The following is a 21588-nucleotide window of genomic DNA, read 5'->3' on the forward strand; positions in this document are numbered from 1 at the left end:
CCGCGGGCGCCGCATCGGCGTCGGTGTCGGCCAGCGCGGGCAGCGGCAGCAGTGCCGACAGCAGGACCGCGCCGGCGAGCCGGCGGGCAAGACGGCCCGGCGCGGCCGGGCGCGACGCGCGCGGCAGATGACGGGCGGGCGCCGGACGGCGCCGATACGTGAGACGGATGGAAGCCATGATCGGAGAGTCGGTGGACGATGGGCCAGTGCTGCTTTCATGACCCATGTCACGCGAACATCGAGAAACAGCTCAGGTCGGCGAAAAAATTTTCCGGCGCGCTCACGAACGGGCCGGCACGACGGTCGCCCAGTAACGCGTCAGGTAGTGGACGTCGATCGGCAGCGTCGCCGCCAGCGTATCGAGCACGCGCTGCGGATCGTCGAGCGGATAGGTGCCCGACACGCGCAGCTCGGCCACGGCCGGATCGCAGCGCAGGCTGCCGCGGCGATGGCGGTCGAGCTCGGCGACGAGATCGGCCAGCCGCATGCGCGACGCGACGAGCATGCCGTTCGTCCATGCGGCGGCATACGGATCGAGCGGCGCCGGCGCGTCGATCGCATCGCGCGTGAAATCCGCGCCCTCCCCGGCCGCGATCACGCGCATGCCGGCCGACGCATCGACCGGCTGCACCTGGACGGCGCCGGCGAACACCTCGACGCGCGTCGCGCCGTCGCGCTGCCGCACCGCGAAGCGCGTGCCGAGCGGCCGCAGCTCGCCTTGCGCGGTCTCGACGACGAGCGGCCGCGCGGGCAGACGATCGTCGTGGCCGCTGGTCACCATGATCGTGCCGCGCAGCAGGCGCAGGCGGCGCGCCGCATCGTCGAAGCGCACGTCGAGCGCCGTGTCGGTATCGAGCACGACGACCGTGCGATCCGCGAGCGTCACCGTGCGCCGCTCGCCGACCGCCGTGCGCAGGTCGGCCGGCCAGATCGCCGCGCGCCGCGCGGGTTCGGCCATCCATGCGGCGCCGCCCGCGAACAGCAGCACGGCCAGCGCCTTCGCGGCCGCGCGGCGGCCTGCCCGCTTCGGCAACAGCGCCGCGTGCGCGGCCTGCGCATCGAGCCCGGCCGCCAGCCGGCCGAACCGGCCCTGCATCGCTTCGATGTGACGCCACGCCGCGTCGTGCGCCGGATCTTCCGCGCGCCAGCGCGCGAGCGCGGCGACGAATGCGTCGTCGGTACGGCCGGATTGCCGGTCGACCCACCATTCGACCGCGCGACGTGCAACGTGCGGCGGCACCGCCGGCGCTCCCGGGGCGGCCATCGGTCAGGCCGCCATCGCGAAAAAGCACTGCGTGCCGGCCTTCACGAGATAGCGCTTCACCGTCGCGAGCGATACGCCGAGTTCGCGCGCGATCTCGGCCTGCGTGAGCCCGTCGAGCTGCGCGAGCAGGAACGCGCGCTTCGCCGCGAGCGGCAGGCCGTCGAGCAGCCGGTCGATCTCGAGCAGCGTCTCGACGACGACGGCCCGCTCTTCCGGCGACGGCGCCACTGCTTCCGGGCGCTGCGCGAGCACGTCGAGATACGCGCGCTCGATCTGCTCGCGCCGCCAGTGGTTGCTCAGCACCCGCTGCGCGACGGTCGTCAGGAACGCGCGCGGCTCGTCGGCGCCGATCGGCTCGTCGCGCGCGAGCAAGCGTACGAACGTGTCATGCGCGAGGTCGGCGGCGCGGTGCGCGCACCCGAGCTTGCGGGCCAGCCAGCCGCGCAACCACGCGTGGTGGTCGGCATAGAGGGCGTCGATTTCTCGATGGAGGGACAGCTTGTCAGCGGACATGGCCGGGTTCCGGGGTGCGCGAGCATCAACCACTTTGTAAATGAGAATGATTATTATATACAAAAGTGAGATAGCGACCCCGGTTTCGGCACGAGGGTGACGCCGACGCCGCGACGCCTGGCGCAACCGCGATACCGCCGCCGGATGCGAACCGCCCGTTCGGTTATCACATTCGCTCCGGCCGGGCCAATTCGATTCGTTAAATAGTAATTTGACGGATCGATAACAATATTGGGATTGCGGTAAATCGCCCGACAATCACGCCGAATTATCACGGCACACGCAAAATGCAATGAAAAACCGATGGAATGACAACCCATTGATACGCGTCTATCAATAATGCAAATCCCTCAATGGTGAATTTCCAGGAACGTCCCTGTCTGCATCAGACCACAACGAAGAATTTCATTTTTGCCGTTTTAGTGCGGCTCTGTAGTCTCCTGCCATTCCGGATCACGAACCCACACCAATGCGCCAAGGAGATGACATGAAACGCACGACCCTCTCGCTGATTTCGCTCGCGTCGTTCGCGGCGATGCCCGTCGCGCATGCGCAGTCGAGCGTCACGCTGTATGGCGTGATCGACACGTCGATCACCTATGTGAACCATGAACAAGGCAAGGACAACGCGTGGATGCTCGGTAACAGCAGCGCGGGCAACCTCGCCGGCAGCCGCTGGGGCGTGAAAGGCACCGAGGATCTCGGCGGCGGGCTGAAGGCGCTGTTCCAGCTGGAGAACGGCTTCGATCCGAGCAACGGCCGGCAGGGTCAGGGCGGCCGCCTGTTCGGCCGGCAAGCGTTCGTCGGCCTGACGAGCGACCGCTACGGCACGCTCACGTTCGGCCGCCAGTACGACCCGCTCGTCGATCTCGTGCAGGGCATCACCGCCGACAACTATCTGGGCAGCGTGTTCGCGACGCCGGGCGACGTCGACAACTACGACAACAGCTTCCGCGTCGACAACGCGGTGAAGTACACGTCGGCCGTCTATTCGGGCCTGCAGTTCTCGGCGATGTATTCGTTCGGCGGCATCGCCGGCAGCACCGGCGCCGCGCAGTCGTACTCGGCCGCCGTGTCGTACAACAACGGGCCGTTCAGCGTCGCCGGCGGCTACTTTCACGCGACCAACAGCCCCGCGTCGGGCGGCCTGCGCACCGGCTGGACCAGCTCGTCGGACGGCACGTTCGACGGCCCGATCAACAACGGCTACGCGAGCGCGCACTCGATCGGCATCGGCCGCATCGCGGGCCAGTACGTCGCCGGCCCGTTCACGTTCGGCCTCGGCTACAGCAACGCGCAGTACCGCCGCGACGCCAGCTCGGTGTTCGGCTCGAACGAGCACTACAACACCGGGCAAGGCTTCGTGAACTACCAGGCGACGAATGCGCTGCTCGTCGGCGTCGGTTACAGCTACACGCGCTCGGGCGGCGACACGTCGGCAACCTATCACCAGGTCTCGGCCGGCGCCGACTACAGCCTGTCGAAGCGCACCGACGTCTACCTGACCGCCGCGTACCAGCACGCCAGCGGCCAGACCGGCGACGGCAAGGGCGGCTCGATGGCCGCGCAGGCGTCGATCGGTTCGTACGGCTATGCGGGCACGAGCTCGCAAACGATGGTCAACCTCGGCCTGCGTCACCGCTTCTGATCGCGCATCGCGATACCGGGAAATGGCTGGCCGCGCGCCGCGCGGCCGGTCGACTTCGGATTTCTCAGACGGCGGCTTCGGCCGCCAATTTTTTGTCGCTTTCTTTCGCTTCGGTGAACGGCCGACAAGCGATTTTCCCTTTCGCTCGCTCGATCTCCGGTTTCATCGCGCGAGTGACGTAATACGTCAGGTTTGGGACGCCACCATTGCAACGCTATTTGCGCAAATGCCGGCCGTTTTTACCGATCACGCATCGCCGCGGGCCGTGATCCGGCGCGATAAAAATGCGCGGCGAACGCGCCGGCAAATGCAAAGGAAAGTTTGACGCGAGCCATTTGCCCGCCCGCTATGGCACACTTCGCGTCTGCGTAATTTCCTTGCACCGGGCGGCCGGATTCCGCCCCAACCTGCCATGCCGCGTCATACTACTCGCCCGCTCAGCCGCGACACGCTGACCCTCGCCTCGACGATCGCGCTGTCGTGCGCGCTCTGCGGCGTCGCGCGGGCCGATTGCCTGGACGACGCGGCCGCGTTCCAGCACGTGAGCGTCAGTCTGATGCGCGGCATCGCGCAAGTCGAATCGGGGATGAATCCGAACGCGGTGAACACGAATACCAACGGCACGGTCGACATCGGGCTGATGCAGATCAACAGCACGTGGCTGCCGACGCTGGCGCGCGAAGGCATCACGCGGGAAAGCCTGTTCGATGCGTGCACGAACGCGTACGTCGGCGCGTGGATCCTGTCGCAGAACATCCGCCAGCTCGGCCCCAACTGGAACGCGATCGGCGCGTACAACTCCGCGTCGCCCGACAAGCGCCTCGCGTATGCGCGCAAGGTCTATGATGCAATCCGGACCATGCCGGATTCGCCGGATACTCCCATGCCCATCCTGCCACCGTCCTTTACGCCGCCGCAACAGGCGCAGACATACAACCCGTTCGCGAGCCTGAGCGTGTCGGCGCCGCCCGTCACGCGTGCGCGCACCGTATCGCCGGCCCCGCCGCCCCCGCCGCAGGGCGGCCCCGCCGGTCCGGCCGGCACGTACAACTTCGGCTGGACGGTCACCGGCGCCGACCAGGCCAAGCCGACCCAGGTGTTCGACGACGGCGCGCGAATCTATGTGCAGTTCAGCGACATGAAGCACGTGCCGGCGATCTTCACCGAGACGTCGGCCGGGCGCGTGCTGATGTCGTGGGAGCTGCAGTTTCCGTATGCCGTCGTGACGCGTCCCGCGCAAACGTTAATCTTCCAGCTCGGGCCGTTCGAAGCGCGCGCGCAGCGCGGCGCGGCAGCCGCGGGCATGACCGCGCAGGCCGGAACGGCGGGTGCGGCGACAGCCGGCGCATCGGCATCGGCATCGGCATCGAAGAAGTCGGCCGGTACGGCGGCGAATACGACGACGAACGCGGCAGCCAATACGGCCGCGAAACGCACGGCCTCGGCCGATGCGCTGTGGTACGTGAATACGCCGTCGACGTCGGGCACCGCGACGGCGTCGCCGTCGACCGCGAATGTTCCGGCCACGCTGCCGACGGCCGTCACGTCGAACACGCCGCCGCCCGCGCCGGCCCAAGCACCGGCCGCGGCCGCGCAGCCGTCGCGTGTCAGCGCGGATGCGCTGTGGTACATCTCGAAGTAGCGCGCGGGCCCGGCTGCCTTTAGGCAGCCGGCGTCGGCGAGCGGCGGACTGCCGGACGATCGGGCCTATCGAACGGCCGTCGTGCCGGACGGTGCCGATACGGTCGATACCAGCGACTGATACATGTCTGCGACGCGGTCCAGGAACGACTTGTCGGGTGCGGTCGCGATTTTCTGCATCGCCCTCGTGTTCAGGTAGTTCTTGATCGACACGAGGTGGCTCCACACCGCCTCGACATCGCTCTCGGCCATGCTGTCGTGCACGTGCTTCACGAACAGCGGATACATCGCCTCCACCTGGGGCAGGCGCTCGCCCGGATTGTTCCAGAGCCAGAACAGCGCCTGCGCCTGCGGATCGGTGTTGAATATCGACGGTGGCAACTCGCCGCCGAGCTGCTTCATTGCCTGCTTGCCATCGAACCCATATCCCGGGCGCGTACCGTGCTGCTTCTGGAAATCGATCTCGCGCACCAGCTTCTCGTAACGTCCGTACGCTAGCGGATTGGCCGCGCCGCCGAGCCAGCCCGGCTTGCGCTGCGCCGCGGCCGCGCGATTCTCGGCCTGGTCGTACCACATGCGCAGCCACTGGATATACACGACCATGTGGCCCTTGAGTTCGCCCTGGATGTCCTTCGGCAGATCGGTCACGACGATCGGGCGCGGCGGCGCCGGATCGGGCACGCGGCAACCGTCCGTCATGTCAGGCACGGGCTTCGGATTGAGGAAATCGAGCGGCCCGATCGACTGCTTGAGCGTCGCCGACGGATAGCCGATACCTGTGCCCAGCGGCGTGAGCGGCGGAATCTCGCGTGTCGTCGCCACGAGCTTCTTGACTGCCAGCCGGTAGTCGAGCTGGAAATTCTGGATCTCGGGCGGCGCGACGATCTGCTGATACAGCGCACCGTCCTCGTTGGCCAGCGCGGTCAGGCTGGGCATCGGAATGCCGGCGCCGTACGCGCGGTGGTACATCATCTCGAGCGGCACGCGCGCCAGCTTGTCGGAAATGCCGTCCTCGCCTTCGATCGCGCCGCCGCCCACGTCCACCTGCGCGCCGGGAAACAGGCGCTCCTGCCGCCGACCGCGCATGTCGGACGGGTCGACGCCGAGCATCGTCAGCGGCTTGTACACGCGCAGTTCGTGGGCGGCCGCGTAGTGCACGCATTTCTCGATGTCCGGCGACAGGATCAGGTCCGACGACACCGCGTTGCTCAGCGGGATGTAGCCCGTCAGCAGGTTGTCGTCGAAGCGGTTCGTCACGCAATCGAACAGCCCCATGAACTTGATCTTGACCGAAACGCCATCGTATTTCCCCCCCTTGGCCACCTCGTCGAGCAATTGCCTGGCAAAGGCGAGCGCAAGGCCGCCGCCCATGTCGTAGCCGAAGATCGCGACATGGATCTTGTTCACCGTGCCGGCTTGCTTCGCGCCGGCCACCGCCGCCTTGAAATCCTCTACCGCCGCCTTCAGGCGCGTATCCACGCCCGTATTGAATAGCGCGGCGCCCAGCTTCGTATCGCGCGTGAGCTGGAACGACTCGGCCGCCGCGCCCAGCGATTCCTTGCCGACCTCCTTCAGCACGGTTTTCGGAATCCGGTACGGATACTTGACGACATCGCGCCAGAAGCCCTTCCATTCGTGCCGCAGATAGCGCAGCGCACGATTCTTTTCCGACCCGGGCCGCTCGATCGCGCGCTCGATCCGCTTGCGCGCGTCGCCCAAGCCGTCTTTCGTCTTGCCGACCAGCGTGTCGAACGTGTCGCTCACGCGATTTCCGAACGTAGGATCACTGATCTTTCCACTCTGCTTCCACGCGTCCTCGGCGGCCTTCTGCGCCTTTTCCTTGACCTTGTCGACCGTCTGCTCCTTGAGCTTGTCGCCGGCTTTCTCGCTGACCGTATCCGTCGCCTTGTCCTTCAGGACCTCGCGCAGCACACCGGCCTCGGGGTCGAAATCCGCGCCGAGTCCCGGATAGTAGAAGCGCCGCATGTTCTTGTTCTTCTTGTCGTACGCGGCGTTGAACAGCTTCAGGATATTGGTTCGCGGACCGTCCTTCTCGCCGAAGCCGAATCCGTCGAAATAGAAGCTGACCCACAGCATGTGTTCGCATGCGGGACACATTTGCTCGGCCTCCGCCTTGACGCGGTCCGTCTCTGCGGAGACGGCGTCCTTCTTCAGATTGATTTCGGCCATGGCACTTACTTCTCCTGCGTCGGCTTGAGTTCAGGCGCGTTCATGTCGTCGACCCACTGCAGCTCGGCCGTGCCGTTCTTGCGGAAATACACACGCAGATAGCGCGACGTCGGCGATTCCGGCTGTGGAATGGTCACGTCGATCGTCTTGCGCTCGGGCTGGATGCCGCGCTGAATGTCGTCCAGCGGCTGCGCAAATTCCCAGAACAGCTTCACCTTCTGTCCCGGCGTTACCTTGCAACCACAGGCAAAGCCGCCGCCGCCGCCGAATGCCTCGCCGTCCTCGCGCGCCGACGGATTGCCGAAGCATCCCGACTTGTGCTCGTTGTCGAGCCAGAATTCGTGGAGCTTGCGCCCGTACTCGTTGTACCCGGTGACGCACACGTTATGCGGCTCCGCCGATACGTCGACACCGTGCTTGCTGCATGCGGCAAGCACGCCAAGCCCGACCAGCGCCACAACGTGCATCCCTGCTCTGAATTTCATCGATACCCTCACAAACTTGCGTCGTTGTTGCCTGCATCCGGCGATGGCGGACCGAACCGGTTGCGCGCGTCGTCCCCGCGATAGAACCCGTTCATCGCAATGGTGATGAACGCGCCTCCGACCGGGATCGCATGAAGAAGCGTCCACCATCCGGACTTGCCGATGTCGTGCCAGCGCCGCACCGACACCGCGACGAGCATCCAGATCATCACGATCGCGAATGCCCAGCCGACGACATCGACGAACGTCGCGATACGTTGCGCTGCAGGCAGGTCGGCGAGCACGTCGAACACGGAGCCCGCAATCAGCCACGGCACGGTCACGCCCCACCACTCGATGCGCCCGGCCCGGCCGCGGAACGAAAACAGGGCGGCCGCGTTCATTGCCGCGCCTCCTGTTTCGTCTCGGCATTCGCGGCATCGATCTCGATCAGGCGATCGAGCAATGCGTCGCACAACGCGTCGTGATCATGCCGATACGCAGCAATGCACTCGGCAACGACGCGCTCGTCGTCGAGCTCCACGTGGCCGACCATCGCCAGTGTCGCACCGATCCGGTAGGCAAGGCGGTCGTCACCCAATCCCTGCGCATCCAGCACGCCGATCAGACGACGCATGCGCGCGTAAGTATCGAACGGATCCGCGTCGACGGGGATCCGGCCGTTGCGTCGCAATTCGGCGAGCACGGCGTCCGGCCGGCTGCCGCGCCGCAAAGCGTCGAGCTCGCGTGCATCCACGCATGCGTAGAAGATTCGTTCGTGCCGGCGCGGATGTCGCACCGTACCGACGGTGCCATCGCGACGCACCCAGGTCCATGACACGCACGGCGACAACAGCGCCTGATAACGCGACTCGGACAGCGCGCCCGCCAGTGTCTGAAACACCGCCGCGTCGTAGAACCGCAGCAGTCCGTCGCGATCGTCGGGCAGCGTCACGCGCGTCCTGACGCCGAGTTTCGGCACGAGTTCATCGAGCGGATAGACGCTGACCAGCGACAGAAACGCGAACGGCCGCCGCGCGAGCTGCCGTTCGAGCAACGCCGGCACGTGCGGTGCACGATAGTCGCACACCAGCGCACAGACCTCCGGATTGCTCGCCTCGGGCTGGCCAGCCAGCACGTTGTGAACCTGTCCCGCCGCAATCAACTCGCGCCAGGGCGCCGCGTTGATCGGCAACTGCGACGCATCGGCCAACAGGTAGCGATGGGCATCCGGAAACGCTGCATGCTCGGCGGCCGCCGTCGTTTCCCATGTCTGGAGCAGCGCAGTCATCGTCGTCACCCGCGCGTGGCGATCGCTTCGTGGCGATGCGCGAGATCCCGCATGCATTCGACACATGCGGGCTTGTTCATCGACGGCAACTGGACGTTCGCGGATCGCGGGCCAGTCAGCGTGTGCTGGGCCGCATGGAACGTCGCTTTGCCCGGCGCGCCGATCACGATGTCGTTGCCTTCCATCTTCAGGAACGCGTTGGCCGCCGTCAGCAGCAGCCGCTTCGGCGACTGCAGCGCGACACTTGCCTTCGCGCTCGATACAGTCACCGCACGCTGCGCACTGGCGTCGAGCGTGCCGCCGTTCTGCGCCTGCACGGTGACGGCGCCCGTCGCAGCATGAAGCGCGATCCCGGCCGCCGGCACGGGACGGCTGCCGCCCGGGGTGCCGTGCGTGTATAGCGCGATGCCTTCCTTCGCGACGATGCTCGACTTGCCCTGGACCGTGACCTGCACGTCGCGTCCGGCGCTCAGTACGGTTTGCGTGCCCGACGTCCACACGTGGCTTTGCGCCGTCAGCGCGGCGACGCCGGCCGCGCCGTGCGCGACGAGATGCGGATGCTGCCACGCAACCGCACCGCCGCCGGCACCGCCCGCGCCACTGCCTTCGCGCGTTGCGCCGAGCGACACCTGGCTTTGCTGCAGGCCCTCGATCGCCACGAGCGGCGATGTCGTGTCGCCGACAGACGCGACACCATCGGGCTGCGCCGTGCTCGCGCCCGGCTCCGCACCCTGCTTGCGCGCGAATTTCGCGAGCCCCTGCAGCATCTCGCGTTGCTGCGCGAGCACCTGGCTCGCTGCACTCGCGTCCATCTGGTTCACGCCGGGCGCCGTGCTGATCAACAAGCCGGCGCCGGCGCGCAGCGCGGCGGCTGCCTGCGTCGACAGTTCGGCGCCGTAGCCGCGATCGGCCAGACGCCGGTTGTCCTGCACCTGCTTGATGTGCCCGAGCGTCAGGCCGCTGCCGTGATCGGTCGTATAAAGGCGCGCACTCGACTGCCCAGCCGTATCGTCAAGCATGAATTGTCGCGAGCCACCCGCGCCGGTCTGACTCGCATTCAGGTCCTGCGTCTTGAACCCGGTCAGCACGGCTGCGTGGTCGTTGCCGGCAAACCAGGCCGCCGCATTGGCCGTGCTGCCGCTCGGGCCGCCCGCCAGCGCATTGTGCTGCGCGTCCGCGTTGCCTTGCCCGTTGTACAGCGCGGCGACCGCGACCGGCCGGTCGGGCTGGCCTTCCAGCCATTCGGTCCAGACTTCCTGACCGACGCGTGGCACGCTCACGCCGCCCCAGTTGTCGCCGCCGACCGATGTCACCATGCGCGTCCAGGTGCCCGCGCCACGATCGGCCGGCGCGTTCGCCGCGCGCGGATGTTCGTCGCGACTCGCGGAATTCTGCCCGCGCTGCGCATGATGCTGGATCCGGATCCGGTGATCGCGTTCGGTATGAACCGGATCGCCCGCGCCAACCACGATGCTCGTCTGGGCGCCCGGCATCACCGCGACCGGATGCACGCGTGCGCCATGCCCGCTCGGCGCCAACGGCCGGTAAGCCTGGTCGAACGGCAGCGCGGCGAAGCGGTTCCGGTACACCTCGTCGCCGTCTACCAGCGCGCCGCCGGCGTGCGTCGTGGCGTCGAATGCCGCGTGCAGCGCCTGCGCGTCGTCCTGCTCGCCGGGCGCGATATCGAGTCCCGGCGGAATCGCGCCGAGCCGTTGCGCGATCGCGCCGTGCACGTCGGCGCTCACGTTCGCACGCGCGTCGTGCTCGACGCGCAGGCACACGAACGCGCGCGATGGATCGAGCGACGGATGCCGCGACATCGCGAAACGCAGCCCGGGCCGCAAATCGCGACGCGTGCCGCTGCCTTCGGTTTGCAGCGCCGGCACACGCTGCGCGTCGAGTTGCTGCTGCGCGCGCTGGTCGCCGATCGCGGCGGTCTGGAACGCGTACGGGCCTGCGACATCGCGATCCTCGCCCGGCGCGACCGCACCGCTCGCACGCACGCTGGACGGACGGGTCGACAGGCTTCGGTGATCCCAGCTTGCGCGTGCGACGCTGCCGATGCGCCAGCGGCGCGCATTCACGAATTGCCGAATGCCACCGCGCGGGTCGCCGTCGCTCGTCTGATGGAAACCGATGACTTCGGGTTCAGCCGGGGCGAAACGCTGGTTCGTATCGGCCAGCACGAGCGTGTGTTTGCCCAGGTCAGTCGAGTGCGCGTCGCCCTGGTGTTCGAACCAGTAGAAGATGCCCTCTTCCGCCCACAATCGTTCGAGAAACGCGAAATCCGATTCGCCGGCCTGTGCGGTCAGGCTGCGGTTCGCATATTTCGCCGGGTCGGCCAGCGCCCAGCGCCATGCCGGCGCGATCGCGCCACGCGCATAGTGCGCAAAGATCTGCTCGCTGATCTCGACCACGCTCGCGTTCACGAAGTTGTAGCTGTCGACGCGCTGATGCAGCAGCGCGAGCCACGGTTCGACGACGAGCCGCACACGCGCGAGCCCGCCGTTGTAGCCGACGCGTTCCGCGGCCGTCACATGGCCGTGGAACGGGCGTCGTGCGCCCTGCCCGTCCGCGACCTGCCATTCGATGAGGACCGACGCGCCGATCAGTTTGTCGAGCGGCAGGTCGGGCCGCTCGGTCAGCGCGGTGAGCTGAAACCGGAAGCCGCCGCGATCGAGCGACTCCCATCCTTGCAGGCTCTCGGCGACAAGCTTGTCCGCGCCGAGCGGCGTGGTCAGCCACAGAAACCGGTCATGCTGCGACCAGCCGCGGAAGAATGCCTGGATGAGATCGGATTGGGTCGACATGATGTTTGGCTCGGGGTTCGCTGGGAACGGTGTTTCTGATCAAGGCTTTCGGGATGCCCGAAGCCCGCATTAACGCTCGGTCAGTTCGACGGCCGGCAGCAGGTCCATCTGCGTAAACACCTTGCCCTTCATTTCGTCGGGCGACTCAATGTTGAAGTTGGCTGTGCCTACGAACCGGTACGTGCCCGAATGAATCCGTTGCGCGGACGAACCCGGATCGAATGTGAGCGCCGTGTAGGGCACGAGGAATGTGACCTTTACCGGCACTCCTGGTTTGACTGCAATCGTCGACGCATAAGGTCGGGAAGCGGCGCTCAGATACTTCTCATCCAGCCGGACCTCGAAGCCGACGCCGGAGTCGCTAAGCCCGCCGATCTGGACGTATTGCACGGTCGGGAGGGCAAGTAGCGGCGACCAATTCTCGACACCGTCAATGACAACGTCCTGTACGCCATCATTCTCGAACACGAGGTCAACCACCAGATTTCCCGACTCGGAATGCACTGCAAACACCGGATGCAGATTGATTTCCGGCGTGCCGTGGTCAAGCAGATCCTGCGCAAGGTCATAAAGAAACGCCAGCTTGCCGCTGATTTCGTCGCTGGATCGATACTGAAGGTCGCCCTGATAACGCCTTCCATTCAGATCGAACGAATACGCGAGGACCGATCCAATATTGCGGCCCGGCACCGAGGTGATCTCGTGATTGGCCAGCATCCGCTTCACCTGATCGATCTCCGTTCGATAGTGCCCGCTGAGCTTCGCCGAGTATTTTCCGACGCCCATATACTTCGCCGGCGGCATGATGTCCAGCTCTCGTCCGCGCGAATAGTAGGCAACGCGATCGCCGTCGAACGCGAAAGCCAGTGGAGGCGATGGTGCGATCTGGCCGGGGCTGCTCCGTATTTCGAAGTAGCCTCGGCCCGCTTCTGCCAAGGCGGCTTCCGTCACGCCGAACAGAAACACCGCCGCCAGAAAATATGGCGCACGTCGCCCGATTCCGCCCGTACGGCTTCCCGCTCGACGAACAACTTTTCGCTTCCCGATCATCGGTATCGCGCGTAGCGTGCGTTCAGTCCGGATCATGTCACTCCCGCGTCAAACCGATCGACGGCACCGGGTCCGTCCACGTCAAGAACCTGCCGGACATCTCGTCCGGTTTGTCGACATTGCCCTGCATGCGCCCGACAAAATCGTAGGTGCCTGTTTCCATGCGCTGAATGGGAGAGTCGCTGTCGAACGACAAAGCATCGTAGGGAACCGCGAACCCGAGCCGGGTCACGTCACCCGGCCTGACGGTGATCTCCCTGGCATAGCGGCGCGACGCGTCGATTAGATACTTGCTCCCCAGGCGGACCTTGAAGTCGGCACCTGCGCTGTTGCTTCCCCTCACTTCGACGTATTGCCGAGTCGGGATCGCAAGATTGTCCGTCCAGGTATCCGGACCATCGATGATGACCTCGTGCCGGCCCTCGTTCCGGAATTCGACTTCGACCAGCAAACGATTCGAGTCGGAACGAATCGACAACGCCGGATGAAGATTGATCTCGGGCTTTCCATGGCTCAGCAGTTCCTTCGCGAGCGAATACAATGCGATGATTTTGTCCTGTACCGGCTTTTCCGCCTGGTAGTTGAACGCACCTTCGTAGTGGTGTCCATCCATGTCGAACGAATAGGACAAAACCGGTCCCGCATTGACCGCGTCCCGGACCGCCGCATCGCGTTGGCTCAGCACGTGCCGGATTTCCGCGAGCTGCCCGGCATAGGCGTCGCTCGATTCGACCGTATATTTCCCGATGCCCAGATAGCGGCCCTGCGAACTGTGATCGAGATCCCTTCCGCGCGAATAGTAGGAAAGCGTCTTGCCGTCATCCTTGATCACCATCGTCGGCGCGGGATTGGTCTGTCCGGACCCGCTGCGGATTTCGAAATAGCCGCGCTCGTTTTTCGCAGACGCCATGTCCGTCACTCCAAGAATCAATGTCATCGCCATCAGGACCCGTGTAAAGCGCATCATTTCAGGACTTCCCACTCGATATTGGTTTTCTTCTGGAACCAATCGCGAAATCCGTACATGTAGTACTTCGGAATCTCGGGATTCGGCAGAAACATCCCCTCGCCCATCAGATTCGTCGAAGACGTACGCTGCCAATTATCCTGGAGCTGCGGCATCGCGACGTCGACGAGTTTCTGTGCATTGATATAGGCGCCGTAGACGGCCCCTTGATTCTCGAAGTACTCGTCCGGCCACCCATAGTGGTGTCCTGCCTCGTGAATAATGGCGTTTTGCGTAGCCTCACGCGTTGCCTTCTTCTTCACGGGATCCCACGTGACCTGCACCTCGCCCCAGTTCTCCGAATTTGCCCGCGCCTCCATCGGGTACAGACTGATGGTGCTGTGAAACCGTCCGGTCGTCGTGACGAATTCGATCTCCTGCTTCAACTTCACCTTGCAGGTGCAGTTCTTGCCGAGTGGGCATTTCTTCGGCTGCATGTAGTAGTGGTTTCGGTTCAGGCCGTTTTCGATCCGCCGCTTGAAACCCGCGAGATCGGCCGAACTCGCGGGCCGCTCGACCTTCTGCCAGACGACCTCGTCATCCCCCGGCCCATCGCCGTCGTACGGTATCGAAACCGGCTTACCGGTTTTCCTGTCCACCAGCAACCGGCCATTCGTAAACTCATGCTGATCCACGAGCACGACCCGAAGGCGAACCGTTGCGGTCAACGTGGCCGTTGCCGGCGTGTATTCGATGTCGTACATGCCGGTCGACCCGGAAAAGCGAAGCAGAATCGGATGCTGATCTTCGAGCACTGCACGGCCGTTCGCGTCAGTCTGATAGTAGTCGACAAGTCCCATATCCGGCCGATATTCAAGCTGCTTGAGCGGCGGCACATGAAGATTGCATGGGGCGATCGACGCGGCGGGGCCGCTCTTCGGTAGTCCCTCGAGTTCGTCCGACACCGGCACGGGAGCCGAATGTCCGAGTTGCGGCTCCCGCGACAACGTGGAGCCTGCTGAGCCAGGACCAACTGACACAGCCGGCTGAGCGGGGAGTGTCCGGGTCGAGATCGGCTGGCTCGATGCACTCTCGAACGTCTGCGCCGCGAGCGCGGCGCCACCCGCTCCCGATGCCGTCGCACCGACGATCGAACTCGCCGCACCCACCGAACTTCCGCCCCCCGCCACCGCCCCTCTCCCCGCCGGACTCGCCGCCAGCGCCTGCACGAGAAAGTCGCACGGATCGCCTTGCGGCAACACCGGCAGCGCCGGCAGCTTCACGCTCGTCGCCCGCGGCCCCGGGAACGGATGCCCGCCCGCCTTCACCGCGAATTGCCCCGGCGTCTCGACGACGATATCGCCACCCTTCAACGTGATCCGGTTCGGCCCCTGCTGCAGCACGATCGCGTCCTGCGCGAGCACGTCGACGCGCTCGTCGGTCGACGTCACGCGCACGGTCTGGTCCGCGAGAATCTCCATCGTCGACGCATGCGCCTCGACGCTCACCGGCCCTTCGCCCGCGATTGCCTTGAGCCCGCCCGCCACGCTGTACAAGCTCATCGCATCGCCCGTCGCCGCGGCCACGGTGGCACCGGCGCCCACATGCGCATCGCCTTGCGACGTCAGATGAACGTGCTGCGCCGCATACGACACCGCACTCTCCGGCGTCGTCACCACGATGTTCTCCGGCGACTCCATCAGCACCACGGGCGTCGCGAATCGCTCGACGGGATCGCCGCCGTCGCGCTGCGTCCCGGTCGGCTTGGTCGCGCTCTGACCATCCACGCTGCCCGCGTACTTGCCGTCCTGCGCAGGATCGATCGCCTTGAGGAAATCAGTCTGCGCCTTGTTCGCGCTCAGGCCGACCGCCTGCGCACCGGTCGCCGCCGTGTCGAGTTCCTGCGCCGTTTTCGCCGCGTCCTTCAATTGCTCCACGCGTTCGGCGACATCCATCTGCGTCGACGCGCCGAGCCGGCGCGCAGTACTCGACATCAGCACGCCCGCGCCGGCCCGCACGACACCCCATCCCTGCGTCGCCAGTTCGAAGCCTTCACCGCGATAGGCGCCGCGCATCGTGCCCTGCTGGTCGATCAGATAGCCCTGCGCGAGGCGCGTGTCGGCAGTCGAATTGCTCAGCTCGTGACGCAATTGTCCGGCCGCATCGTCCATTACCCAGCGACTGCCGGGTTGCCCATCGAGGGCTTGCGTCTGCAGGCCCGTCAGTGTTCCTGAATGATTCGCGTCGCTGCCTTCGCCCGCGGAGAACGGCGGACGCACACGCCCGCCGTATACCTGGCCGAGCACGACCGGCGCATCGATGTTGCCCGACTCGAAGCCGACCACCACTTCCGCCCCCACGCGCGGTACAAACGCATGACCGAAATTCGGCCCGGCCGCCTGTTCGGCGACGCGAACCAGAATGCCCGAACGGTGATCGCCCGGCGCGTGGCCGGTCGGATTGGACCGGCTTGCCGTATCCGTCAACCCGCCCGGCAGCGGCGCGACACCGCGCATCCACGGAAACTGGATGCGGACCTGGTGATCGCGCGTGCTGCTGACGCGCCCACCCGGCTCACCGACGACGATCGCAGTCTGCACCCCGTACACCGTCGGCCGGTCGCGGAACGGCGGCACGATCGGCGTGCCCTCCGGCACCGCGACGAAGCGGTTGCGATACAGCCCCTTGTCGAGCTCGCCGCGTCCGAACAGCTGGCCGATCTGCGCGCCGAGGTTGTTGACGGCCTCGTGCTCGATCGACAGCGGTACGAATCGCACGGTGCCGCCCAGATAGTCGTTCAGCGTATGGACCTTGCCGGTCTCGAGCGTGCGCGACGACCCGCCGCCACGGTAGACCCGTTTCGCGAGCTGCAGCGCGTCGAGACGCTGTTCGGCGTAACGCTGCGCATCGCCGCTCGTGTCGAAGCGGCCTGCGCGCTGGCCGTCGTAGATCTCCCGCACCGGCAGCAACGGCGCGTCGGCATCGGCGGGCTGTTGCGCATGGCCGGCAAGCGCATGAAGTTCGCTGGCTTTCCAGCTCGTCGCCACCACGCGATCCGGCACCAGCTGACGCCGATCGGAGAATTGCGTCATCACGCCGTCCGGATCGCCGACGTCCTGCGCATTGAATGCGATGGCGCTGCCGTCGGGCAGCCGCGCATGGCGGTCGAACACAACGACGGTATGGTCGCCCGACGGCGCCTTCCCCGCGTCCTGTCCGTGCTCGATGCGAAACGACAACCCGGCCTCGGACAACTGCCGCGACACGAAATCGAGATCGGTTTCGCGATACTGGCCGCGCAAGCGAAACGATCGCAGCGGCTCGACGAGTTCATAGCGCCAGTGCGCTTCCGGATAGTCGCCGAACACACGCTCGCAGATCCCCTCGGCATCGAGGTCGACGAAATAGAGGCAATTGCGGCGCAGCTTCAGCAGCGCGAGCCACGATTCCATCGTGAGCCGATAGCGCGTGAACTCGCCGTCGCTCTCCGCATAAGCGGCATGCGTGACGTAGCCGTTCCAGCATCGTTCGCCCGCCGCCGTCGCGAGACGCAGCCGCACGGCGCTGCCGATCAGCGGCGCGAGATCGAGAAACGGCTCGCTCGACAGCACGTCGATCTCGAACCGGAACGATTCGCTGATCCCTTCACGACCGTGAAAGCGCTCTACGACGAATGCGTCCGGCATCGCGGTATCGATCTGGATATGACGGGTCGCTTGCCCGTACCCCGTTAATGCGGCAACTAGATCCATGTCGTTTCTCGGCAATCGCGCGCGAATGCGTGTCGCGCCGGCTGGTTCGTATCCAATCGGTTCATCGGAACAGCTTGCTCATGTCGACGTTGCGCTGCATCTGCTGACGCATCGCCTCCATGTCTTCCTGCACGCTCGGCACATGGGGCGCGTCCCAGCGCACGCCGTTCACGTAGACGGTGCGCCAGCGCAGGTAGCCCCAGACGAACGAAAACTCGCGCCCTGAATCCTGCAGCGCGAGACCACCGGTGACTTTCGGGTCGGTCAGCACGGCGCTGTCGGTCGGCGCAGTGGCATCCCGGGCCGCGCGGGCTTTCTGTGCAGCCTGCTGCGCGGCGTCGTAACGTTTCAGGATGCCGGCCTGCTGCGCGGTCAGCGGCGAACGCGGTTCGGGCTCCGACGCGACGTTGGCGGCCGGCCCGAGCCCGAGCGCACCCGCCCCCATCATCTGCATGATCTGCGACGGTCCCGGCACGCCAAGTTGCTGGCGCTTCTTCCACTCGGCGTGCTTGCGCTCGAACTCGGCCTGGCGCGTTTTCAGCGCTTTGATCTGGTTGTGGTTCCACACGTCGTCGTCGTCGCCCAGCGGCTTGAACCATGCGCGCGAGTCATGCATGAAGTTGTCGTACAGCGCGCTGATCGGCGCTTCCGGCGGCCCCATGTTCCAGTCGCCGCGCACCTCGAGCCACTGCTTCCATTTCTCTTCGAGCTGCAGCTGGAAGAAATCCTCGGCGCGCTTGGCGCTCGCGCGCACGAGCGGGCCCACGAATGGAATCGCGGACTGCAGGCCCGCGGCGATCGGCAGGACGGCCGGCGAAATGACGGCCGCCGCCTTCGGGTTCTGGGTGATCTTCCGGCTGACCGTGTTGCCCGCGTACCGGCTCACGGTCGGTCCGCCTTCTTTCTCGCATTCGAGCAGGTCGCGCCATTCGAGCCGCAGTTCCTCGTTCGCGCTGTCGAGATCGACGGCATCCTGCGGATAGGCAGCCTTGGCGGCGAGAAACGACGGTTGCGAACGCAAATTGTCGAGCCGCATCTTGCGCCAGCGCAGGTAAAGCCCGTAGTGCGCGCGCATCAGGCCCGGCGTGCCGTGCTCCTTCGCGTAGTAATAGTCGGCGCTCGTGCTCACATAGGCGGAAAAGGCGCGCTTGAGCGCGGGAGAAATCGCGAATGCCGCCGCGGCTTCGGCAGCGACACCGGGCCCCTTGATATCGAGTGGAACACCGGCCTTGCGCGCTTCGCGATACATGTCGAGCAGCGGCACCTGCGACAGCTTGTCCGCGTCGCCGGTGCCGCGCCCCTGCTCGCCTGGCCCGTAACCGCCGCCGACATCCGAATGCACGCCCGGATAGACGATTTCTTCGTGCCCGTCCCGCGACGCATCGATCAGGTCGAGCGGGAACGATCCGCGCGGCTCGTGGGCGGCGACCATATGGACGCAGCGGCGCACGTAGCGCGGCACGCCCATCAGTTCCTTGCGCCCCCAGCCGCCGTGCCCGTCGAACAGCGTCGCGGCCGTGCTTTGCGCGATGCCGACCGACGCGACCGTATCGAAGATGCCGAGAAAGTCGTAAGACACGGGCACGCCGCACAGGCTGAAATCGGGGTCCAGCGCATCGGCCAGCCAGTTCGAGAACGTGCGGGCCTCGGCCGCCCCGCGCGAAAAACCGAACACGTACAGCCGAATGCGCTGCAGTTTCGGCTTGCCCTTCACCAGCAGATCGCCGACGCGCGCCTTCAGCTGCGCGCACCGGGCCCGCAATGCGACGCGGCGTTTCTCGTCCCATGCGCGCATCGTCGCGGTCCAGTTTGCCGTATCGACTTCGCCCTTGAGCTGCGCCCAGATCGTGTCGCGATCCCAGGTCAGTTCGATCCCGTTCTGCTCGGCGGCCATCAGCTTGAGCGCACCGACGCTCGAACTGCCGCGCGCGTTGATGTCGCCGAGACTGCCCGGCTTGGGCGGAGTGCCGCCGAGATCGATGCCCTTGAAATTCAGGTCGACGCTGACGGCCTTCGCGAGTTCCTTGTCGCTCTTGCCGAGCGCCGCGGACAGCGAATTGCCGAACGCGTGCGCATGCACGACGTTGTGGATCTGCAGCAGCGCCCAGTTGATGCGCCCCTCGCCGGCCCATCCCGTCGCCGCGCCGGCCGCGGCCTGCAGTCCGACGCCCTGGTCGCCGATCTCGTCGACGAACGGCGTGCCGACGCCGGCCACGTAAATGGCACTGTGATACTTGTCGCGCGGAAACACGTCGAACAGCCGCGCGACGTTGCTGTGCTTGCCGCCCGTGCGATCGCGATCGGCGTTGTTGCGCGTGCCGTCGAAGAAGATGCCGACATGCAGCGTCTTGCAGCAACTCATCCCGTCGTCGTCGTGCAGCCGACGCATGATCGCGTCCTGCTCCTCCCGGGTGACGACGCCGACGTCAGGCCGGTCGGCGCTCGCGAAGCGGAAACTCATTGCATGATCCTCTTGTCGGGATTCGGGCACTGCGGGTCGCTGTTGCGCAACGTGAAGTTCCCCGGGCACGCTTCATCGGGCGCCTGGAGATTTTCGGGGAAGCCCCGGTAGCCGGGCATCCACTGAGACGCATAGACCTTGATTCGATCGTGCGGAAAGAACAGGACCCACAGGAAGCCGTCCGAGAATGTGTCGTAGCGCTCAACCGGTACGACCCGGCTCGCAAGCGCCTTCGGATCCTTCCTGTACAGGTTGTCGTCCCGCCACTGCAGGTTGACGGTCAGTCCCGGATGCCATTGTTTCGGCAACGCGACGCAGCAGATGATCGCGCCGCCGCCACTGCCGATGCGCGCCGGCACCATCCCGCCCCAGGTGCCGTCGACGTAGAACGCGCCGATCGGAACGTCGGTGTAGTTGAGGGCATTCAGCTTCAGCCCCATCGTGCCGGATGCGGCCGCCGCACCTGCGCCGCTCGACGCGCCGCCCGACGCCCCGGCCGCAGTCGACGCGGCAGGCGACACGTCGGTCGCACGCGAGCATCCGGCCGTCCCGAGCAGGATGGCCATGAACATCAGCAGCCGAGCGACAAACGTCGTGGAACCGGCATTCAAACTCATCTTTTCATCCTCTTGTCCGACGCCGTGCGGCGTGGATCGCTATCAACCACGTGCGCTGTCGCATGCACGCAAACCCGTGTCGCTCTATGCGGACGACGTCGCCGGCGCGAGCTCCGTCACCAGATACCCGGCTGCCACGAGCGCATCGAGCGCGGCTCGCGACGCCGCCGCAGGGGGACCGTCGTGCCGCGCCCACGCCGCACTCACACACGCATGGGCTTGCGACGGCGTGGCCACCAGACGGCCGAAACTCTCCGGACGCTGGCGAACATGAAAAATCAGCGTGTCGATCTTCGCGGCCTGTCGAAGCCATTCGATCTGTTCGTCGTCGAGCACGTAGGGCTCGCCGCTGCGCCCGGCGTCCGCTTCATCGCCGGCCGCCTCGTCCACGGTGTCGAAATCGAGCGGGACGAGCGCGCCGGTGCGATCGAACACATGCCACGCGTCGATGCCATTCGTGAAGCGGCGGCGCTGTGCGGGCGTCAGCGCCGCGAGCCACGCGGGCAGGCAACGCGTATCGGCGAGACGCACCAGAAATGCTTCGCCGTCGGATGCCGCACTCGCCTCCATCTGTCCGCGCAGATGCGCGGCGAGCGCGGCCGTATCGCGCGCGCCATGCAGCAGGCTCACCATCGGTCGTCCGGACGTCTCGCGCAGCACGGTCTCCAGCATCGCCCGGCGCACCGCCGCGTCCGCCGGCAGCGGTACGAGGCACGGCGAAATCGCCAGCAAGTCGTCGCCGTCGTACACCCCTTCGTACAACACGACGGCATCGTTGCGCTCGACCGCGGGCATCCGGTCACGCAACGCCGGCGCGAAACTCATGTCGAGCAGCAGGTGCCAACGGCCGTCGGCCGGCACGCGCTCGAAGAGCGCATTCAGCCGGTCCGGCGTGTCGTCGGGATAGCGGTCGATCCAGTCGGTCGTTTCGATCGTCATGC

16 protein-coding genes are annotated in these 21588 nt (G+C 66.0%); 3 read left to right on the forward strand and 13 right to left on the reverse strand.

Features of this window, described 5'->3' with window-relative positions:
• Nucleotides 1-280: 280 nt before the first annotated feature.
• Together MMB92_RS22330 and MMB92_RS22335 are read right to left on the reverse strand one after the other, a co-directional pair.
• On the reverse strand, nt 281-1264 hold the full coding sequence (locus tag MMB92_RS22330; RefSeq protein WP_077056255.1) for a FecR domain-containing protein: 984 nt from the start codon (nt 1262-1264) through the stop codon (nt 281-283).
• A gap of 3 nt (nt 1265-1267) precedes the next feature.
• Complete coding sequence (locus tag MMB92_RS22335; protein ID WP_077056254.1) at nt 1268-1777, reverse strand: sigma-70 family RNA polymerase sigma factor; 510 nt, start codon at nt 1775-1777, stop codon at nt 1268-1270.
• Nucleotides 1778-2264: 487 nt separating this feature from the next.
• Between MMB92_RS22335 and MMB92_RS22340 the strand changes: the two genes are divergently transcribed.
• The 3 genes from MMB92_RS22340 to MMB92_RS22350 all read left to right on the forward strand — a co-directional run bounded on the left by MMB92_RS22340 (nt 2265) and on the right by MMB92_RS22350 (nt 5067).
• Nucleotides 2265-3425, forward strand: coding sequence for a porin (locus MMB92_RS22340; RefSeq protein WP_034200718.1), 1161 nt, complete (start codon nt 2265-2267; stop codon nt 3423-3425).
• 22 nt (nt 3426-3447) lie between these two features.
• Nucleotides 3448-3750 (forward strand): hypothetical protein, encoded by a 303-nt coding sequence (locus MMB92_RS22345; protein WP_156908309.1) that lies wholly within the window; start codon nt 3448-3450, stop codon nt 3748-3750.
• Nucleotides 3751-3837: 87 nt separating this feature from the next.
• On the forward strand, nt 3838-5067 hold the full coding sequence (locus tag MMB92_RS22350) for a transglycosylase SLT domain-containing protein (protein WP_006490616.1): 1230 nt from the start codon (nt 3838-3840) through the stop codon (nt 5065-5067).
• 65 nt (nt 5068-5132) lie between these two features.
• Here the strand turns inward: MMB92_RS22350 and MMB92_RS22355 are convergent, their stop codons facing one another.
• The 11 genes from MMB92_RS22355 to MMB92_RS22405 all read right to left on the reverse strand — a co-directional run bounded on the left by MMB92_RS22355 (nt 5133) and on the right by MMB92_RS22405 (nt 21586).
• The gene (locus MMB92_RS22355; RefSeq protein ID WP_048989005.1) at nt 5133-7256 is read right to left on the reverse strand and encodes a DUF2235 domain-containing protein; all 2124 of its coding nucleotides are present in this window, start codon (nt 7254-7256) and stop codon (nt 5133-5135) included.
• A gap of 5 nt (nt 7257-7261) precedes the next feature.
• Complete coding sequence (locus tag MMB92_RS22360) at nt 7262-7741, reverse strand: DUF3304 domain-containing protein (protein ID WP_048989006.1); 480 nt, start codon at nt 7739-7741, stop codon at nt 7262-7264.
• 8 nt (nt 7742-7749) lie between these two features.
• A complete protein-coding gene (locus MMB92_RS22365; RefSeq protein ID WP_006497556.1) occupies nt 7750-8124 on the reverse strand; it encodes a DUF805 domain-containing protein in 375 nt (124 codons plus the stop codon).
• Nucleotides 8121-9011 (reverse strand): DUF4123 domain-containing protein, encoded by an 891-nt coding sequence (locus MMB92_RS22370; protein WP_206532957.1) that lies wholly within the window; start codon nt 9009-9011, stop codon nt 8121-8123. The genes MMB92_RS22365 and MMB92_RS22370 overlap by 4 nt, the downstream gene beginning before the upstream one ends.
• A 5-nt stretch (nt 9012-9016) precedes the next feature.
• The gene (gene tssI / locus MMB92_RS22375; protein WP_196445982.1) at nt 9017-11821 is read right to left on the reverse strand and encodes a type VI secretion system tip protein VgrG; all 2805 of its coding nucleotides are present in this window, start codon (nt 11819-11821) and stop codon (nt 9017-9019) included.
• 69 nt (nt 11822-11890) lie between these two features.
• Nucleotides 11891-12907, reverse strand: a complete 1017-nt coding sequence (locus tag MMB92_RS22380; RefSeq protein ID WP_230205680.1) for a hypothetical protein — start codon at nt 12905-12907, stop codon at nt 11891-11893.
• Between the two features lies 1 nt (nt 12908).
• Complete coding sequence (locus MMB92_RS22385; protein WP_277562932.1) at nt 12909-13880, reverse strand: hypothetical protein; 972 nt, start codon at nt 13878-13880, stop codon at nt 12909-12911.
• Nucleotides 13835-17569 (reverse strand): type VI secretion system tip protein TssI/VgrG, encoded by a 3735-nt coding sequence (gene tssI / locus MMB92_RS22390; RefSeq protein ID WP_277562934.1) that lies wholly within the window; start codon nt 17567-17569, stop codon nt 13835-13837. Before tssI (MMB92_RS22390) ends, MMB92_RS22385 begins: the two co-directional genes overlap by 46 nt.
• Before the next feature lie 61 nt (nt 17570-17630).
• Entirely contained in the window at nt 17631-20030 is a 2400-nt protein-coding gene (locus tag MMB92_RS22395) for a DUF2235 domain-containing protein (RefSeq protein ID WP_034200727.1), read from the reverse strand.
• Nucleotides 20027-20647 carry a DUF3304 domain-containing protein gene (locus MMB92_RS22400; RefSeq protein ID WP_196445981.1) on the reverse strand — a complete coding sequence of 207 codons (621 nt, stop codon included), beginning with the start codon at nt 20645-20647 and terminating at the stop codon, nt 20027-20029. Before MMB92_RS22400 ends, MMB92_RS22395 begins: the two co-directional genes overlap by 4 nt.
• 84 nt (nt 20648-20731) lie before the next feature.
• Nucleotides 20732-21586 carry a DUF4123 domain-containing protein gene (locus tag MMB92_RS22405; RefSeq protein ID WP_034200729.1) on the reverse strand — a complete coding sequence of 285 codons (855 nt, stop codon included), beginning with the start codon at nt 21584-21586 and terminating at the stop codon, nt 20732-20734.
• Nucleotides 21587-21588 lie beyond the last annotated feature (2 nt).

Origin of the sequence: Burkholderia sp. IO2 (genome assembly GCF_029522185.1) — a bacterium.
Lineage (GTDB): Bacteria > Pseudomonadota > Gammaproteobacteria > Burkholderiales > Burkholderiaceae > Burkholderia > Burkholderia cenocepacia.

Excerpts from the sequence above, each read along its gene's own strand:
- MMB92_RS22345 (WP_156908309.1), top strand. The coding sequence starts at position 3,448 with ATGGCTGGCCGCGCGCCGCGCGGCCGGTCGACTTCGGATTTCTCAGAC.
- tssI (WP_196445982.1), bottom strand. The coding sequence starts at position 11,821 with ATGTCGACCCAATCCGATCTCATCCAGGCATTCTTCCGCGGCTGGTCG.
- MMB92_RS22340 (WP_034200718.1), top strand. The coding sequence starts at position 2,265 with ATGAAACGCACGACCCTCTCGCTGATTTCGCTCGCGTCGTTCGCGGCG.
- MMB92_RS22395 (WP_034200727.1), bottom strand. The coding sequence starts at position 20,030 with ATGAGTTTCCGCTTCGCGAGCGCCGACCGGCCTGACGTCGGCGTCGTC.
- MMB92_RS22405 (WP_034200729.1), bottom strand. The coding sequence starts at position 21,586 with ATGACGATCGAAACGACCGACTGGATCGACCGCTATCCCGACGACACG.
- tssI (WP_277562934.1), bottom strand. The coding sequence starts at position 17,569 with ATGGATCTAGTTGCCGCATTAACGGGGTACGGGCAAGCGACCCGTCAT.
- MMB92_RS22400 (WP_196445981.1), bottom strand. The coding sequence starts at position 20,647 with ATGAGTTTGAATGCCGGTTCCACGACGTTTGTCGCTCGGCTGCTGATG.
- MMB92_RS22380 (WP_230205680.1), bottom strand. The coding sequence starts at position 12,907 with ATGATCCGGACTGAACGCACGCTACGCGCGATACCGATGATCGGGAAG.
- MMB92_RS22370 (WP_206532957.1), bottom strand. The coding sequence starts at position 9,011 with ATGACTGCGCTGCTCCAGACATGGGAAACGACGGCGGCCGCCGAGCAT.
- MMB92_RS22355 (WP_048989005.1), bottom strand. The coding sequence starts at position 7,256 with ATGGCCGAAATCAATCTGAAGAAGGACGCCGTCTCCGCAGAGACGGAC.
- MMB92_RS22335 (WP_077056254.1), bottom strand. The coding sequence starts at position 1,777 with ATGTCCGCTGACAAGCTGTCCCTCCATCGAGAAATCGACGCCCTCTAT.
- MMB92_RS22350 (WP_006490616.1), top strand. The coding sequence starts at position 3,838 with ATGCCGCGTCATACTACTCGCCCGCTCAGCCGCGACACGCTGACCCTC.
- MMB92_RS22365 (WP_006497556.1), bottom strand. The coding sequence starts at position 8,124 with ATGAACGCGGCCGCCCTGTTTTCGTTCCGCGGCCGGGCCGGGCGCATC.
- MMB92_RS22330 (WP_077056255.1), bottom strand. The coding sequence starts at position 1,264 with ATGGCCGCCCCGGGAGCGCCGGCGGTGCCGCCGCACGTTGCACGTCGC.
- MMB92_RS22360 (WP_048989006.1), bottom strand. The coding sequence starts at position 7,741 with ATGAAATTCAGAGCAGGGATGCACGTTGTGGCGCTGGTCGGGCTTGGC.